A 14,814-nucleotide genomic window follows, 5' to 3' on the forward strand; every position below is an offset into this window, starting at 1 on the left:
GACGGGTCATGAGATGTAAAGATGAAAATAAGTAGGAGGTCGTTTACCGCCCGTTAAGGTTAATAATTAATAAAATTATACTAAAATACGCGGTTTTCAGCGCGAAGTCAGCGCCGCGGCGCCTTCCTTGCCGTCTGGATGTCCTTGGCGAAAGGCCAGACGGTGCTCGACATGGTCTCGATGCCGGACGCGCTGAGCGCAGATCCGAACAGAAAGCCCTGGACCAGGTCCGGCTTGACCTGCAATGCCAGGATCTTGAGCTGTTCGAAGGTCTCGACACCTTCGACAGTGACTGAAAGTCCCAGCGGTCGCGACAGGTTGACGATGCCCTTCAGCAATTCGAGCGACCGGCTGTTCTGGGTGACGTCGATCAGGAACGAGCGATCGATCTTGATCTTGTCGAGCGGCAGCTTGTGGAGATAGCTCAGGCTCGAATAGCCGGTACCGAAATCGTCGAGCGCAATGCGCACGCCGAGCCGCTTCAACTCCTCGATATATTGGCGTGTCAGCGACTTGTCGTCGAGCAGCGCCGTCTCGGTGACCTCGATCTCCAGACGTCCGGCGGAAAGACCGGATTCAGCTAGCGCGTCGCGAACCTTCTGGATGACATCACGGTTGCGGAAATCCTTGGCCGAGAGATTGACCGACACGCTGGTCTGGGCCGGCCATTTCGCGCATTCCGTGCAGGCCGCATGCAGGACGAAGGTGCTGATGTCGGAAATAATCCCCATTTCCTCCGCCAGCGGAATAAAGATACCGGGGGAAATCGGCCCGAGATCGGGATGATCCCAGCGGCACAGCGCTTCGCAACTGGCGATACGCATCGTGCTCATCGCCACGATCGGCTGATAGACCACCCGCAATTCGTTGTTTTCCACGGCGCTGCGCAGGTCCGCCTTCATCAGCTGACGGCTGCGGAAGGCAGCATCCATGGAGGCCTCGAACAGCCGCCAACCGTTCTTGCCAAGCTCCTTGGCCTTGTAGAGTGCAAGGTCGGCTTTGACGATCATGGCGTCGACGTCGGTATCCTTGACCCGCGACAGCACCGCGCCGCCGCTGGCCTGGATGCGTAATCCGTGGCCGGCGACATCGACCTCGCCCTGTAGATTGACAAAGATCTCATCAACCTGGCCGATCAGGTGGCTTTCATCCTCGATGCGCTCGAAGAAGATCATGAACTCGTCGCCGCCGAAGCGGCTGACGGTGATGCCTGGCCCAGCGACCGCGGCCAGCCGCTCAGCAACGGCGTAGATCAATCCGTCGCCGACCGGATGGCCGAGCGTGTCATTGACGCTCTTAAAATCGTCGAGGTCGAGCACCACCAGCCCGCAGAGACGCGCGGGATCCCCTGAGGCCATGGCTTCCACCACCAACTCGTGGAAGTAGCCGCGGTTGGGCAGGCCGGTGAGACTGTCGTAGCGCGCCATGAAGCGGATCTTGTCTTCCGCCTCGACCCGGGCGGTCACATCCTCGAAAGTGACGACGCCCAGTTCCTGGCTGCCTTCGCGCGCCGAAAATTCATAGTGCTGGCCGTTGGTGAGCGAGACCAGGACCTTGCGGTCGCGGCCCTCGCGCAACGCACGCGTCAGTTGGGCTTCGATGTAACGGCAATCTTTCGGCGCCAGCATGCCGCCTGCAGCGCCGCGCATCAGCAGACCGTGGATCGAGCGGCCGAGCAGCGCATCGGCCGATTTGAGCGACATCAGGTGCGCGGCTTCGGCATTGGCCACCGCAACCCGGCCGTCGGGACCAAGCATGACAAGGCCATGCGACATGGTATTGAGCGCGCGGTTGAAACGCTGCGCGATGCGGTTCGCCTTCTTTTCCTCCGACAGGGCGGTAAACAGGACTTCGCGGACGATGTCGGCGAATCGCTTGATTGCAAACAGAAAAGGGGCCGACATCAGACCGAGGATAATGTGGTAGATATCGCCGCGCAGGATAAAGCCAAGCGATATGGGCCATGTGGTGGTAATGATAAAAATCATGACCATGCGCGGCGACCCATAATTGCGGCCGGCAATCGACGTGACCGATGCAAGAGTGACGCAGACAGAGGCTATTTCGGCATAGTTGTCGTGGCTGTCATTTGCCAGATAGATACTAACGAAACAGAACGCGCCAAGCATAAAACCATGCATCGAACCGAAAATTATGTAATCATTTTCGCGATCATGGGCTTCTTCCCACGTCGTCGGGGAAGGAAGTCGCCCGTATTTCCGGATGTTGCGAAGGCGCAGAGTACCGACGATGATGAGCCCAGCAGCAACCAAAAGATACGCCAGGTCCATGGTCTTCCAATAGACCAGAATGACGAGAAGTGTCTGCGCAACAAGGCCGATCGACAGCGTGAACCCGTCGCGAAACAGTGTTTCCACGAACGGAATGTAAACGTCGACCGGAATCTCGTTTTTTCGTCTCAGATGCACGCCTGGATCCCAACCCTGGGGAACCCAGCAGTGTCACATTGGCCTTAAGAAAGGTTTAGAGCGGCGTTTCGAGCCCTGCCGTCATCCATTGGTGACGCTGCGGAAGCAGGGAAACTACAGTTCAGGTAAACAAGGGGTATCAGAGCGCGGAATCATTCGGCGGCTTGAAGTTGCGGCCGCAGCGGCGCCCTCGAGAGGCGGTCGAGTAGACGCTGGCGTTCGCCGGCGGCTTTTTCGGCACTGGCCTGCTTGACGCGGCCAAAGCCGCGGATGAGCGCCGGTACCGAAACAAGCGCGGCAGCGGCCTCGATCTTGCCCGGCGTCAGCGCGCCGGCGACAAGCTCCAGGTCGGCTTCATAGAGGGCAAGAAGCTGCCGCTCCATACGCCTCTCGGCGCTGTAGCCGAACAGGTCGAAAGCGGTGCCGCGCAGGCCCTTCATCGCCGCCAGCAGGCGGAACCCGTTCATCATCCACGGGCCAAAGCTCGATTTCTTCGGCTTCCCGTCACTGCCGCGCCTGCCCATGATCGGCGGTGCGAGATGGAATTCGAGCTTGCCGTAGCTCTGGAACTGCTTTGCGAGCTCCGCGGCAAAGGAGCCGTCCGTATAAAGCCGCGCCACCTCGTATTCGTCCTTGATCGCCATCAGCTTGAACAGGTTCTTTGCGGCAGCCTCGGTCACCACGGTCGACCCGGGCACAGCATCGGTTTCGGCCTTGCGCAGCGCCGCCAGTCTGTCGGCATAGCGTTTGCCATAGGCGGCGTTCTGATAGGCGGTCAGGAAGGTGACGCGGCGGGCAATGATGTCGTCCAGCGTCTCGGCAATGGCGGCAGGCTGCGTGGCCTTGCCCGGCTGGGCGAGAAGGCCACGCACGAAATCCGGCTGGTGGGCGGCGCGGCGGCCCCAGCGAAATGCCGCGACATTCATCGCCACCGCCTCGCCGTTGAGTTCGATCGCCTTCTCGACCGCCTCCGCCGACAGCGGCAGGCCGCCATGCTGGAAGGCGAAGCCGAGCATGAACATGTTGGCGCCAAGCGAGCTGCCGAACAGCGCGGTGGCGGTGCGGGTGGCGTCGAAGAAATGCGCCTTGTCGTCGCCTGCGGCCGTTCTTATCGCTTTCTTCAGCCGCTCGACGGGCAGCGAGAAATCGGCCGAACGGGCGAACTCGCCCGGCATGATCTCGGCGGTGTTGGCGAGGAAGATGGTATGGCCTTCGCGCACCGCGGCCAGCACCTTCTTGGCACCCGAAACGACGAGATCGCAGCCAAGCACGAGGTCGGCCTTGCCGGCCGATACCCGAATGGCGTGGATGTCGTCCGGCGTGCGGGCGATGCGGACATGGGTGAACACGGAGCCGCCCTTCTGGGCGAGGCCGGCCATGTCGATCATGCCGCAGCCCTTGCCTTCCAGGTGCGCGGCCATGCCTAGCACCGCGCCTATGGTGACGACGCCGGTGCCGCCGACACCGTCGATGATCGCCGCCCAGCCTTGTTCACCGAGCGTAAATTGCGCCGGCGCCGGCACCCCCGCGAGCGGGTCGGCCGCGCCGGCTATGCCTTCGGCTTTCCTGATTTTGGCGCCGTGGACGGTGACGAAGGACGGGCAGAAACCGTTGACGCAAGAGAAGTCCTTGTTGCAGCTCGACTGGTCGATCTTGCGCTTGCGGCCGAATTCGGTCTCGACCGGCTGGATCGAGACGCAATTCGACTGCACGCCGCAATCGCCGCAGCCTTCGCAGACCAGCTCGTTGATGAAGATACGCTTGTCGGGATCGGGGAAGGTGCCGCGCTTGCGCCGACGACGCTTCTCGGCAGCGCAAGTCTGGTCGTAGAGCAGCACCGAGACGCCTTTGACCGAGCGCAACTCGCGCTGGATGAGATCGAGGTCGTCGCGGTGATGGATAGTGGCGCCGGCGGGAAATTCCACCTTGCCGGTATATTTGTCCGGCTCGTCGGTGACGATGGCGATGCGCTGGACGCCCTCGGCGCGCACCTGCCTGGCGATCATGTCCACCGTCAGGCCGCCTTCGTGCGGCTGCCCGCCGGTCATCGCGACGGCGTCATTGTAGAGGATCTTGTAGGTGATGTTGGCGTCGGTCGACAGCGCGAAGCGGATCGCCAGCACGCCCGAATGGTTGTAGGTGCCATCGCCCAGGTTCTGGAAGATGTGCTCGCGCTTCGAGAACGGCGCCTGGCCGACCCACTGCGCGCCCTCGCCGCCCATGGCGGTGAAGCCTACGGTATTGCGGTCCATCCATAACGCCATGAAATGACAGCCGATTCCGGCGGCGGCGAGCGAGCCGTCCGGCACCTTGGTCGAGGAATTGTGTGGGCAGCCGGAGCAGAAGAACGGCGTGCGCGAGGCGATGTCTGACGTGTCGGCCAGCATCGCCTGGAACTGTCGCAACTTCGCCACCCGCGCGGCGATTTCCTCCGACGGGCCGATCGTTCGCAAAATCCTCTCGCCGAGCGCGATGGCAATATCGTTGGGGTCGAGCGCGCCCTTGGCCGGGAACAGCCAGTCGCCGCGCTCGTCCTTCTTGCCGATGATGACCGGCTGCGTCGCGGTGCCGTAAAGGTTCTCGCGCAGTTGCACCTCGATCAGCGAGCGTTTCTCCTCGACGACGACGATGGTATCGAGGCCGCGAGCAAAGTCGGCGACGTGCTGCAGGTCGAGCGGCCACGGGCAGCCGACCTTGAACAGCCTGATGCCGATACGATTGGCGGCCGCTTCGTCGATGCCGATATCCTCCAGCGCCTGGCGAACGTCGAGATAACTCTTGCCGATGGTGACGATGCCAAGCCTGGCGCTGCTGCCGCCCGAATAGACGATCCGGTTCAGCCCATTGGCGTGGATGAAGGCGGAAGCTGCGGCGCGCTTGTATTCATGCAACCGCTCCTCCTGGCCGAGCATGTCGATCTCGTTACGGATGTTGAGGCCGCCGGGCGGCATGTCGAAGTCCGGGACGACGATATCTAGCCGGTCGAGCGCGGCATCGACCGAGGCCGTCGATTCGATGTTGTCCTTGACGCATTTGATCGCCGCCCAGGTGCCGGCAAAACGCGACATGGCAAAGCCGTAGAGGCCGTAGTCGATGATCTCCTGGACGCCGGCAGGATTGAGGATCGGCACCATGGTGTCGACGAACAGGAACTCGGTGGCATGCGCGTTGGTCGAGGATTCGGCCATGTGGTCGTCACCCATCAGGGCTAACACGCCGCCATGTTTCGACGACCCGGCGAGATTGGCGTGGCGGAACACGTCGCCGGAGCGGTCGACGCCCGGACCCTTGCCGTACCAGACCGAAAAAACGCCGTCATGGGTACCCTCGCCCAGCAATTCCGCCTGCTGCGAGCCCCAGCACGCGGTGGCGGCGAGCTCCTCGTTGAGACCGGGCTGGAAGACGATGTCCGACTGCGCGAGCTGGTTTCTGGCCTTCCACAGCTGCATGTCGAGGCCGCCGAGCGGCGAGCCACGATAGCCGGAGACGAAACCGGCGGTGTTCAGGCCAGCCCGGCGGTCGCGCTCGCGCTGCATCAGAAGCATGCGGATGACTGCCTGGGCGCCCGACAGGAAGATGCGCTCCCTTGCCAGGTCGAACTTGTCGTCGAGCGCGACGTTGTGCAGCGTCATCAGGCGTTTCCTGTGCGGAGACCGTGCCAGGAGATGCACGGCCAACGTCGGAGTCGAGTGCCTACAGTCTTTCTTCCCTTGCCGGGGAGGTCAAACAAAATCGAAGGTGCCAGGCGGTCCGCAACAAACGATCGGTGCGCGGCCGTGTGGCGCCACGAAACGCCTGTCGGGGAGGATGGCCGAGCACGAAAACTCCGGCGGCGGTCGGTGCCGCTGGTGACGCATCATGCAGCCTTTGGGCAACTGGGCTTCGGTTCACCGGGCAGCTTGCCGTCGACGTGGCCGGCCAAGTCCTTGTTGAGCTCGTAGACTGGCCCGACCACCAGGGGCCGGTCGGGCAGGACCGACTGGTCGAGCGAGGACGTCAGAGTGGTCTCGAAACTCTGCAGCAATTTGCCGCTGGAATCCTCGATGCGGATCGACACCGCATAGGGCTTGTCCTTGACAACGCAGGTGAGCGGCGGGCTGGTGAGCGTCACATGCGGCAGCTTCGGCCATATTTTCTGGGTGACGATGATCGGATCACCACCGGCCGGGTTCTGGAAGGACACCACGGCGACCTGCCCCTCACCCACCGGCCGCAGCGGATTGAGGGTGATGACGTAGGTGGCGATACCCAGCCGGTAGTTGAACTCGAACAGCTTCCCGGAAATGGCGAACAGCTGGTCCTTGCCGGAATCCCGGCAGGCGCCGAGCGCGGCCGCCGCGAACAACGCCGCGACGACAATCATCGCGCGCGAATATTTCTTAGGCATTGGTGACCTCCCTGGCCGCGGTCCGGCGGCGATAGTATCGGTTTGCCTTCTGGCGGTTGCCGCACACCGCCATGTCGCACCAGAGGCGGCTGGAATTGCGGCTTTTGTCGACAAACAGCCAGCTGCAGTTCGGACATATCCTCAGCCTGGCGATGGTGTCGCTGCGCAGCAGCGACAGCGCCGAGACCGCAAGCGCCGCCTCGAAGGCGATCGGCGTTGCCGGATCGCCGAACGGTTTTCCGGGCGTGCCGATTTCGGTGCGGCCATCGGCGAGGCCATCGGCGCAGGCTTCCAGGAATTCAGGCATGTCGGCGGTGTCGATCGCACCGTTCGATACCGCGCCACGAAACAGCCGATCGGTCGTCTCGCGAATCGACAGCACCACCGGTGCGATCTTTTCAGGCGCCGGCGCTACGAGCCGCCTGCCGCCGAGCTCGGCGGCGCGAAAGCCACTCGCGGCTTCGGCAAAGCGGGCGATCTCGGCCGGATCGTCGAAACGGTCGAAAGTTTCCTCCGGATCGTTCCGCAAAACGACGGTATTCGCCGTGTCGAGCGCCAGCATGCCACCGGTGAAGCGGTGCGGAGTCCAGGATACTGTCATATCGCGAATCTAACCGATAAATCGCGTTTGACAAGTTAGATTCCGGGTGCAACGCTCGTCAGTGAGGCGATCGCCGTATCGAGAATGTCGTTCGTCCCAAGCCCCGCCCCGATGTGGGGCATGCATCGAGGGTCTTGCATGCTCTATTTCTTCCAGCAGGTTCTGAACGGGCTGCATTCGGGCGCGCTCTACGCATTGCTTGCCTTCGGCTACGTGCTGACCAACGGCATCCTGCACCGCACCAATCTTGCCTATGGCGCGCTGTTCGCCTTTTGCGGGCATACGATGATCCTCACCGCGGCGTTCGGCTATCAGGCGCTGTGGTTGACGCTGTTTGCATCGGTCGCGCTCGGCGTAGTGGCGGCATTCCTTTATGCGGCGCTGCTCAGCCATGTCCTGTCGCGAAGCATCTTCGAACCGCTGGCCGCCCGCTCGCCCAACGCCATCGTGGTGACCACGCTCGGCATATTGCTGGTCTTGTCGGAAGCCAGCCGCATCGCCGCCGATACCCATGACCTATGGTTGCCGCCAATGCTGGCCCAGACCATCGTCTTCGCGCAGAATGCCAGCTTCAAGGCGACGTTGACACTGATTCAGTTGCTCGATTGCGCCGCCGTCCTGGCGGCTATTTCGCTGGCTGCGTGGGGGTTCACACATTCCAGCTTCGGCCGAAGCTGGCGTGCCGTATCCGACGATCCAAACGCCGCTGCGATGTGCGGCGTCGATGTCCGCGCGGTGTTTCGGCGTGCGGTGCTTTTCGGCGGCCTTTGCGCGGCAATGGCTGGCGTGCTCGCCGCCTTCTACTACGGCAACATCAGCTTCGGCACAGGGTTGGTCTACGGGTTGAAAATCCTGTTCGTGACCGCAGTGGGCGGCTATCTCTCGCCTTTGCGGGCGGCACTGGGCGCCGCCGCTTTCGGCATGGCCGAATCGCTATGGGCCGGCTATTTCCCGCTCGAATGGCGGGACGGCTGGATGTACCTGTTCCTCGTCGCCATGCTTGTGCTGATCGGCTCCGGCCGCGACCAACAGAAGATCGCCTGAGCCGCATCCGACTTTGGTTGGATGAATGAACCACATGTCCCCTTGGACATGCAAAGGACGCGGCGCCATTTTGCCGGCGGCCACCTCACAACTGTGTTTATGCGGGCTGTCCGATGTTGACCCGCCGAACCACGCACTGCATACCGTTGGTCCACAGCGACGCGACGGACAGGGAACCGGCGCGCTCCGACACAAGGGAGGAATGCATGGCAGGGCTTCTCGCTCTTTCCAGAGCCATTGACCGTTTGAACGAATTCATCGGCAAATGGGTTTCGTGGCTGATCCTGCTGGCGATCCTGGTAAGCGCCGCCAACGCCGTGATCCGCAAGGTGTTCGACATGTCCTCGAACGCCTGGCTGGAATTGCAATGGTATCTGTTCGGCGCCGCCTTCATGCTGGCCGCCGCCTACACTCTGAAGCAGAACGACCATATCCGCATCGATATCGTCTACGGCATGTTCTCGCGCCGTGTGCAGCACTGGATCGACCTTTTCGGTCACGTCTTCTTCCTGATGCCGTTCGTGACGTTGATGGTCGTCTATTTCGTTCCCTATGTGTCGCTGTCGTATCGCAGCGGCGAGATGTCGAACAATTCCGGCGGGCTGATCATCTGGCCGGCGAAGGCGATTCTGCTGGCCGGCTTTTTTCTGCTCGCGCTGCAGGGCATTTCCGAGATCATCAAGAAGATCGCCATCATGCGCGGTCAGATGGACGATCCCACTCCGTTCATATCGGTGCATGAGCAGGCCGAGCTAGAAGCCAAGGCGCTCGTGGAAGAGGTGCGCTCGTGATCGAGTTCATCGCCCAGAACATGGCGCCGATCATGTTTGCCTCGCTGGTCGTCTTCCTGCTGATCGGCTACCCCGTCGCCTTCTCGCTCGCCGCCAACGGCCTGATGTTCTTCTTCATCGGCGTGCTGCTGTCGCCCTATTCGGGCGGCTCTATCAATCTCGCCTGGCCGTTGCTGCACGCGTTGCCGGATAATTTCTATGGCAGCCGGGTGATGTCGAACGATACGCTGCTGGCGATCCCGTTCTTCACCTTCATGGGCATCGTGCTCGAACGATCCGGCATGGCCGAAGACCTGCTCGACACCATCGGCCAGCTGTTCGGACCGGTCCGTGGTGGCCTTGCCTATGCCGTGATTTTCGTCGGCGCGCTGCTTGCCGCGACGACCGGCGTGGTGGCGGCCTCCGTCATTGCCATGGGTCTGATTTCGCTGCCGATCATGCTGCGCTACGGCTACGACCGGCGGCTGGCATCCGGCGTCATTGCCGCGTCCGGGACCCTCGCCCAGATCATCCCGCCGTCGCTGGTGCTGATCGTCCTGGCCGACCAGCTCGGCCGCTCGGTCGGCGATATGTACAAGGGAGCGCTGATCCCCGGGCTCATTTTGACCGGCATCTACATGCTCTACATCCTGCTCATGTCGATCTTCCGGCCGAAGTCGATGCCGGCCCTGCCGCTGGAGGCCCGCACGCTCGGCCACGGCGTGCTGTCGCTGCTGGCGGCGGTGCTGGCGGCGGTGGTGGTTTCCTATGCGGCGTATCGCTACCTTGCGCCGAACCATGGCGGCGACGCCGATATCCTCGGCGCCACTATTGGCGTCATCTTCATCTATGTCGTGGCGATCGTCGACCAGCGCCTGAAGATCAACCTGATGTCGAGGCTGGCGCAGCAGGTGATCATCGTCCTGATCCCGCCGCTGGCGCTGATCTTCCTGGTGCTGGGCACCATCTTCCTCGGCATCGCCACGCCGACGGAAGGCGGCGCCATGGGCGCCGTCGGCGCGCTGGCAATGGCCGCGATGAAGGGGCGGCTGTCGCTCGACGTGGTCAAGCAGGCGCTGGCCTCGACGACCAGGCTGTCGTCCTTCGTTCTGTTCATCCTGATCGGCGCGCGGGTGTTCTCGCTGACCTTTTACGGGGTCAATGGCCACATCTGGGTCGAGCACCTGTTGACCTCGCTGCCGGGCGGTGAAGTCGGTTTCCTGATTGGCGTCAACATCCTCGTCTTCGTGCTCGCCTTCTTCCTCGACTTTTTCGAGCTTGCCTTCATCATCGTTCCGCTTTTGGCACCGGCGGCCGACAAGCTCGGCATCGACCTGATCTGGTTCGGCGTGCTTTTAGGCGTCAACATGCAGACCTCTTTCATGCATCCGCCCTTCGGCTTCGCGCTGTTTTATCTGCGCTCGGTCGCCGCGCGCGTGCCCTATCTCGACCGGCTCACCGGCAAGCAGATCGCGCCGGTCACCACAGGGCAGATCTATTGGGGCGCAGTGCCCTTCGTCTGTATCCAGGTGATCATGATCGGCTTGACCATCGCCTTCCCGCAGATGGTGATGCACTACAAAGGCACCGTCGTCGATCCAGGCACCATCAACTACCAGGTGCCGGAAACGCCTGGCATCGGCTTGTCGCCGCTTGGCACGCCGCCGGCCAACGGCGGCACTGCCCCGGCCTCACCTTCCACACCGGATTTGTCGCAGCCGCCGAGCTTCGACGAAAAGCCGCCCGCGAAGCCGGCGGCACCGGCAATCGATCTGTCGCAACCCCCGAGTTTCAACTGAGGCGAGTTTCAACTGAGGAAGGCCCTGCAGCCATGAAGGCGGTTCGGTTGGAGCGAGTGGGCGGCCTCGCCGTGTGCGAGGTCGAGAAACCGACCGCCGGGCCAGACGAGCTGCTGGTGCGGATCGAGGCGTGCGGCGTCTGCGGCACCGACAGGCATCTTTTCCACGGTGAATTCCCGTGCACGCCGCCGGTGACGCTCGGGCATGAATTCTCCGGCATCGTCGAGGCGATCGGACCTGAGGTATCCGGCTTTTCGGTCGGCGACCGCGTCACCGGCGATCCCAATATTGCCTGCGGGCGCTGTGCGCATTGTCAGGCGGGCCGAGTCAATCTCTGCAGCAATCTGCGTGCCATCGGCATCCATCGCGACGGCGGCTTTGCCGAATATGTTGCCTTGCCACAGAAACAGGCCTTCGCCTTGCCAGGCGATCTGAAGCCTACGCATGGTGCTTTCTGCGAGCCGCTCGGTTGCTGCCTGCATGGCGTGGACCTTGCCGCGATCAAACCAGGCTCGTCAGTCGCGGTGCTCGGCGGCGGCGTGATCGGCCTGCTCACCGTTCAGCTGGCAAAGCTCGCCGGTGCGACGGCCATCATCCTGTCGACGCGTCAGGCCTCGCGGCGGGCTCTTGCCGAGCAACTTGGCGCAACGGCGACGGTCGATCCCAGCGCCTTCGATGTCACCGATGCGATCGTCGGCCGGTCGGGTTTGATGCCGGGCGGCGTCGACGTGGTGTTCGAATGCGCAGGCGTGAAAGACACTGTTGAGCAGGCGATGCGGCTGGCCAAAGCGGGCGGCACAATTGTCGTCGTCGGCGTTATGCCGCAAGGCATGAAAGCGGCGTTCGAACCGTTCGACCTGCTGTTCCGCGAGTTGAAGGTCCTGGGCTCCTTCCTCAATCCCTTTACCCATCGCCGGGCCGCCGATCTTATCGCTTCGGGGGCTATCGAGGTAGACCGGCTGATATCGCGGCAGGTCACGCTTGAAGAGTCAGCTGCAGTGATCGCCAATCCGCCTGCGCCAGGCGAGGTCAAGGTTCTGGTGGTGCCCGGCTGATCGCAAACGGAATGCGCTGCGGCGCCAGCGTCCCGAAGGAACGCCGGCGCCGCAGAGCAGCAAGGTTCAGAGCCTGCTATTGCGCTGCTGGACCATCATGAAGGTGTCGTAGTTGTACTCGGCCACCTGCGCCCAGAGATAATGCTCCTTGCGGAACGCCTTGATCGAGTCCCAGATCTTCTTGAACGGCGCGTTCGAGGCTTCCATCTCGGCATAGACCTCGTTGGCCTTTTCGAAGCAGGCGGCCATGATCTCCTGGCTGAACGGACTCAACTTGGCGCCGCCGGCAACCAGCCGCTTCACCGCCGCCGGGTTGAGGTAGTCGTATTTCTGCAGCATGTTGGCATCGGCCGCTTGGGCGGCAGTGTGCACCAGCGACTTGTAAGCCGGCGAAAGTTCGTCGTATTTCGCCTTGTTGAACATCAGATGGACGGTCGGTCCACCTTCCCACCAGCCGGGATAGTAGTAATAGGGCGCAACCTTGTAGAAGCCGAGCTTCTCGTCATCATAAGGGCCAACCCATTCGGCGGCATCGATCGTGCCCTTTTCCAGCGCCGGATAAATGTCGCCACCGGCGATCTGCTGCGGAACCACGCCGAGCCTTTGCACCACTTTGCCGGCAAAACCGCCGATGCGCATCTTGAGGCCGGAAAGGTCGGCAACCGTTTTGATCTCCTTGCGAAACCAGCCGCCCATCTGCACGCCGGTATTGCCGCCCGGCAGCCCGAACAGACCCTGCGTCGCCAGGAACTCGTTGAACAGATCGATGCCCCCGCCATGATAGTGCCAGGCGTTGATGCCGCGCGCGTTGAGCGAAAACGGAACCGCCGCTCCCAGCGCCCAGGTCGGGTCCTTGCCCCAGTAATAGTATGCCACAGTATGGCAGGCCTCGACCGTGCCGGCTGTGGTGGCATCGGCGGCCTGCAGGCCGGGAACGAGTTCGCCGGAGGCGAAGACCTGGACCTGGAAGTTGCCGTCGGTCGCCTCCGAAAGCATCTTGGAAAACACTTCGGCACCGCCGTAGATCGTATCGAGCGACTTCGGGAAGGAAGACGCCAGCCGCCAGGTTACTTTCGGATTGGACTGGGCGATGGCCGGCGCAGCAAGTGTCGCGGCAGCGGCCGCAGCGCCGAAACCGGTGGTGCCGGCCTTGCGGATGAACGAACGACGATCCATGAAGTTCCTCCCGTTTGGATCAACTGACCGACGTTCGGGACGCTTCGGCGCCCGCATCGGCTTCGAGCCGACAATACACAGGCAAGGAGTCGAGTCCAGCGCGGCAGCACGGTTTGAGTGGCGCATTTCGGAGAAATTCACGGCGTTGGGCCAGATCTTGCAACTATAGTCTAACGTCGATTAACTGGCCTACGCGACACGCCGAAACTTGCCATGGAAATGCGCCTTCGGATCGCCTATTTTGCAGGCAGATAATTCGTTGCACCCGATGGGATCCGGACCAAATGCACCAGCCGCTCGTCGCCATATCGACCGACGTCCGCCAGTTCGACAATTACACCTGGCATGCCGCGCCGCAGCAATATCTTGAAGCGGCGCTTTCAGGGGCAGGCGTGTTCCCGCTGCTGGTACCGTCCTTCGGCGACCGGCTCGACTTCGATGAACTGCTTTCCGCCGTCGACGGCGTCATGGTCACCGGTTCGAAGTCCAACGTTCATCCCTCGCTCTACGGCGGTGACGCCAGTGAAGCCAATGGTCCCTACGACCCCGCCCGCGACGCCACCACGCTGCCGCTGATCCGCAGGGCGGTGGAGCGCGGAGTACCGCTGCTCGCGATCTGCCGCGGCATCCAGGAGATGAATGTGGCGCTGGGTGGCACGCTGGCCACTGAAATCCAGGAACGCGCCGGTTCGCTCGATCATCGTGCGCCTGCAAGCGACAATCAGGACGAACGCTTCGCCATCCGCCAGAGCGTGTCGATAAAACCCGGCAGCTGCCTGGCCGGGGTCTTCGGCGCCGGCGACATCATGGTCAATTCGGTGCATCGCCAGGCTGTCGACCGGCTTGGCCCAAAGCTGCAGGTCGAAGCGGTCGCCGCCGACGGCACTGTCGAGGCGGTCTCGGTGCGCGATGCACGCGCTTTCGCCGTCGGCGTCCAGTGGCATCCCGAATACTGGGTCAAATCGGACAGCATCTCGGTAAAGATATTTCGCGCTTTCGGTGACGCCGTGCGGCTGCATCAGGCGGCGAAATCGGGTGCGCGCGCCGCGGCGGAATAGGGCTCGTCAGTTGCCGGCCGACGCCAGGGTCAGCAGCGGCAGCACCGGCGCGTAGGATTCGTAACCGTCGCCATCGGCGACCGAGAACATGACGATCGGATCGTTGCCGTTGGCGCTGAATGTGACCGTGCCGTCATCCTGCTCTCGCCAGAACTTCGCCTGCTCGACACCGGGCAACACCCGGCGGCAATTCGCGGCGACCGTCAACAGCGACAGGCCTTGCGAAATCTCGGCGCCACGGGTGACCGCACAAGACGCCTCGTCACCATGGGCTACCAGCCTGTAGGTGCTGGACGAAGGTGCTGGCTCACTGGCTGCGCGGCTTTGACCGCTACCGGCGTAAAACAGCTGGACGCTGCCTAACAGCGCAGCAATCGCCATCAATGCGGGAAGCGTTTTCATCCTGTTTCTCCGCGCATTTCAAGCGCGCCGTGTTCGATGTCATCAGGAGGAGGCGCGCTTCATCTTGCTGCCATGTGCTGTCAAGGGGACATA

At 62.5% G+C, this 14,814-nt stretch carries 11 protein-coding genes; 5 read left to right on the plus strand and 6 right to left on the minus strand.

Going from position 1 to position 14,814, the window contains the following annotated elements; all coding sequences use genetic code 11:
- Window positions 1-107: 107 nt before the first annotated feature.
- From NKH80_RS26765 to NKH80_RS26780, 4 genes are all read right to left on the minus strand, one after another.
- A complete protein-coding gene (locus NKH80_RS26765; RefSeq protein WP_352505881.1) occupies window positions 108-2,429 on the minus strand; it encodes a putative bifunctional diguanylate cyclase/phosphodiesterase in 2,322 nt (773 codons plus the stop codon).
- Window positions 2,430-2,581: 152 nt separating this feature from the next.
- Complete coding sequence (locus NKH80_RS26770) at window positions 2,582-6,061, minus strand: indolepyruvate ferredoxin oxidoreductase family protein (protein ID WP_352505882.1); 3,480 nt, start codon at window positions 6,059-6,061, stop codon at window positions 2,582-2,584.
- 224 nt (window positions 6,062-6,285) lie between these two features.
- Window positions 6,286-6,816 (minus strand): hypothetical protein, encoded by a 531-nt coding sequence (locus NKH80_RS26775; protein WP_352505883.1) that lies wholly within the window; start codon window positions 6,814-6,816, stop codon window positions 6,286-6,288.
- The gene (locus tag NKH80_RS26780; RefSeq protein ID WP_352505884.1) at window positions 6,809-7,417 is read right to left on the minus strand and encodes a CGNR zinc finger domain-containing protein; all 609 of its coding nucleotides are present in this window, start codon (window positions 7,415-7,417) and stop codon (window positions 6,809-6,811) included. The genes NKH80_RS26775 and NKH80_RS26780 overlap by 8 nt, the downstream gene beginning before the upstream one ends.
- Before the next feature lie 138 nt (window positions 7,418-7,555).
- Here NKH80_RS26780 and NKH80_RS26785 point away from each other — a divergent pair, with 138 nt between their 5' ends.
- The 4 genes from NKH80_RS26785 (at window position 7,556) to NKH80_RS26800 (ending at window position 12,085) form a co-directional block, all read left to right on the plus strand.
- Window positions 7,556-8,461, plus strand: coding sequence for a branched-chain amino acid ABC transporter permease (locus NKH80_RS26785; protein ID WP_352820150.1), 906 nt, complete (start codon window positions 7,556-7,558; stop codon window positions 8,459-8,461).
- Window positions 8,462-8,667: 206 nt separating this feature from the next.
- The gene (locus tag NKH80_RS26790; RefSeq protein ID WP_352700890.1) at window positions 8,668-9,252 is read left to right on the plus strand and encodes a TRAP transporter small permease subunit; all 585 of its coding nucleotides are present in this window, start codon (window positions 8,668-8,670) and stop codon (window positions 9,250-9,252) included.
- A complete protein-coding gene (locus NKH80_RS26795) occupies window positions 9,252-11,030 on the plus strand; it encodes a TRAP transporter large permease (protein WP_352506052.1) in 1,779 nt (592 codons plus the stop codon). The genes NKH80_RS26790 and NKH80_RS26795 overlap by 1 nt, the downstream gene beginning before the upstream one ends.
- 32 nt (window positions 11,031-11,062) lie before the next feature.
- The gene (locus tag NKH80_RS26800; protein ID WP_352820151.1) at window positions 11,063-12,085 is read left to right on the plus strand and encodes a zinc-dependent alcohol dehydrogenase family protein; all 1,023 of its coding nucleotides are present in this window, start codon (window positions 11,063-11,065) and stop codon (window positions 12,083-12,085) included.
- Between the two features lie 66 nt (window positions 12,086-12,151).
- On the opposite strand, the gene NKH80_RS26805 is transcribed toward NKH80_RS26800, so the two are convergent.
- Window positions 12,152-13,261 carry a TRAP transporter substrate-binding protein gene (locus tag NKH80_RS26805; RefSeq protein ID WP_254816035.1) on the minus strand — a complete coding sequence of 370 codons (1,110 nt, stop codon included), beginning with the start codon at window positions 13,259-13,261 and terminating at the stop codon, window positions 12,152-12,154.
- Window positions 13,262-13,545: 284 nt separating this feature from the next.
- On the opposite strand from NKH80_RS26805, the gene NKH80_RS26810 reads away from it, so the two are divergent.
- Window positions 13,546-14,319, plus strand: coding sequence for a gamma-glutamyl-gamma-aminobutyrate hydrolase family protein (locus tag NKH80_RS26810; protein ID WP_352480083.1), 774 nt, complete (start codon window positions 13,546-13,548; stop codon window positions 14,317-14,319).
- Between the two features lie 6 nt (window positions 14,320-14,325).
- Here the strand turns inward: NKH80_RS26810 and NKH80_RS26815 are convergent, their stop codons facing one another.
- Window positions 14,326-14,721, minus strand: coding sequence for a hypothetical protein (locus tag NKH80_RS26815; RefSeq protein ID WP_352480082.1), 396 nt, complete (start codon window positions 14,719-14,721; stop codon window positions 14,326-14,328).
- Between the last annotated feature and the right edge of the window lie 93 nt (window positions 14,722-14,814).

Source organism: Mesorhizobium sp. M0904, assembly GCF_040319475.1.
Classification (GTDB): domain Bacteria; phylum Pseudomonadota; class Alphaproteobacteria; order Rhizobiales; family Rhizobiaceae; genus Mesorhizobium.

Excerpts from the sequence above, each read along its gene's own strand:
- NKH80_RS26770 (WP_352505882.1), bottom strand. The coding sequence starts at position 6,061 with ATGACGCTGCACAACGTCGCGCTCGACGACAAGTTCGACCTGGCAAGG.
- NKH80_RS26815 (WP_352480082.1), bottom strand. The coding sequence starts at position 14,721 with ATGAAAACGCTTCCCGCATTGATGGCGATTGCTGCGCTGTTAGGCAGC.
- NKH80_RS26775 (WP_352505883.1), bottom strand. The coding sequence starts at position 6,816 with ATGCCTAAGAAATATTCGCGCGCGATGATTGTCGTCGCGGCGTTGTTC.
- NKH80_RS26810 (WP_352480083.1), top strand. The coding sequence starts at position 13,546 with ATGCACCAGCCGCTCGTCGCCATATCGACCGACGTCCGCCAGTTCGAC.
- NKH80_RS26790 (WP_352700890.1), top strand. The coding sequence starts at position 8,668 with ATGGCAGGGCTTCTCGCTCTTTCCAGAGCCATTGACCGTTTGAACGAA.
- NKH80_RS26805 (WP_254816035.1), bottom strand. The coding sequence starts at position 13,261 with ATGGATCGTCGTTCGTTCATCCGCAAGGCCGGCACCACCGGTTTCGGC.
- NKH80_RS26780 (WP_352505884.1), bottom strand. The coding sequence starts at position 7,417 with ATGACAGTATCCTGGACTCCGCACCGCTTCACCGGTGGCATGCTGGCG.
- NKH80_RS26800 (WP_352820151.1), top strand. The coding sequence starts at position 11,063 with ATGAAGGCGGTTCGGTTGGAGCGAGTGGGCGGCCTCGCCGTGTGCGAG.
- NKH80_RS26785 (WP_352820150.1), top strand. The coding sequence starts at position 7,556 with ATGCTCTATTTCTTCCAGCAGGTTCTGAACGGGCTGCATTCGGGCGCG.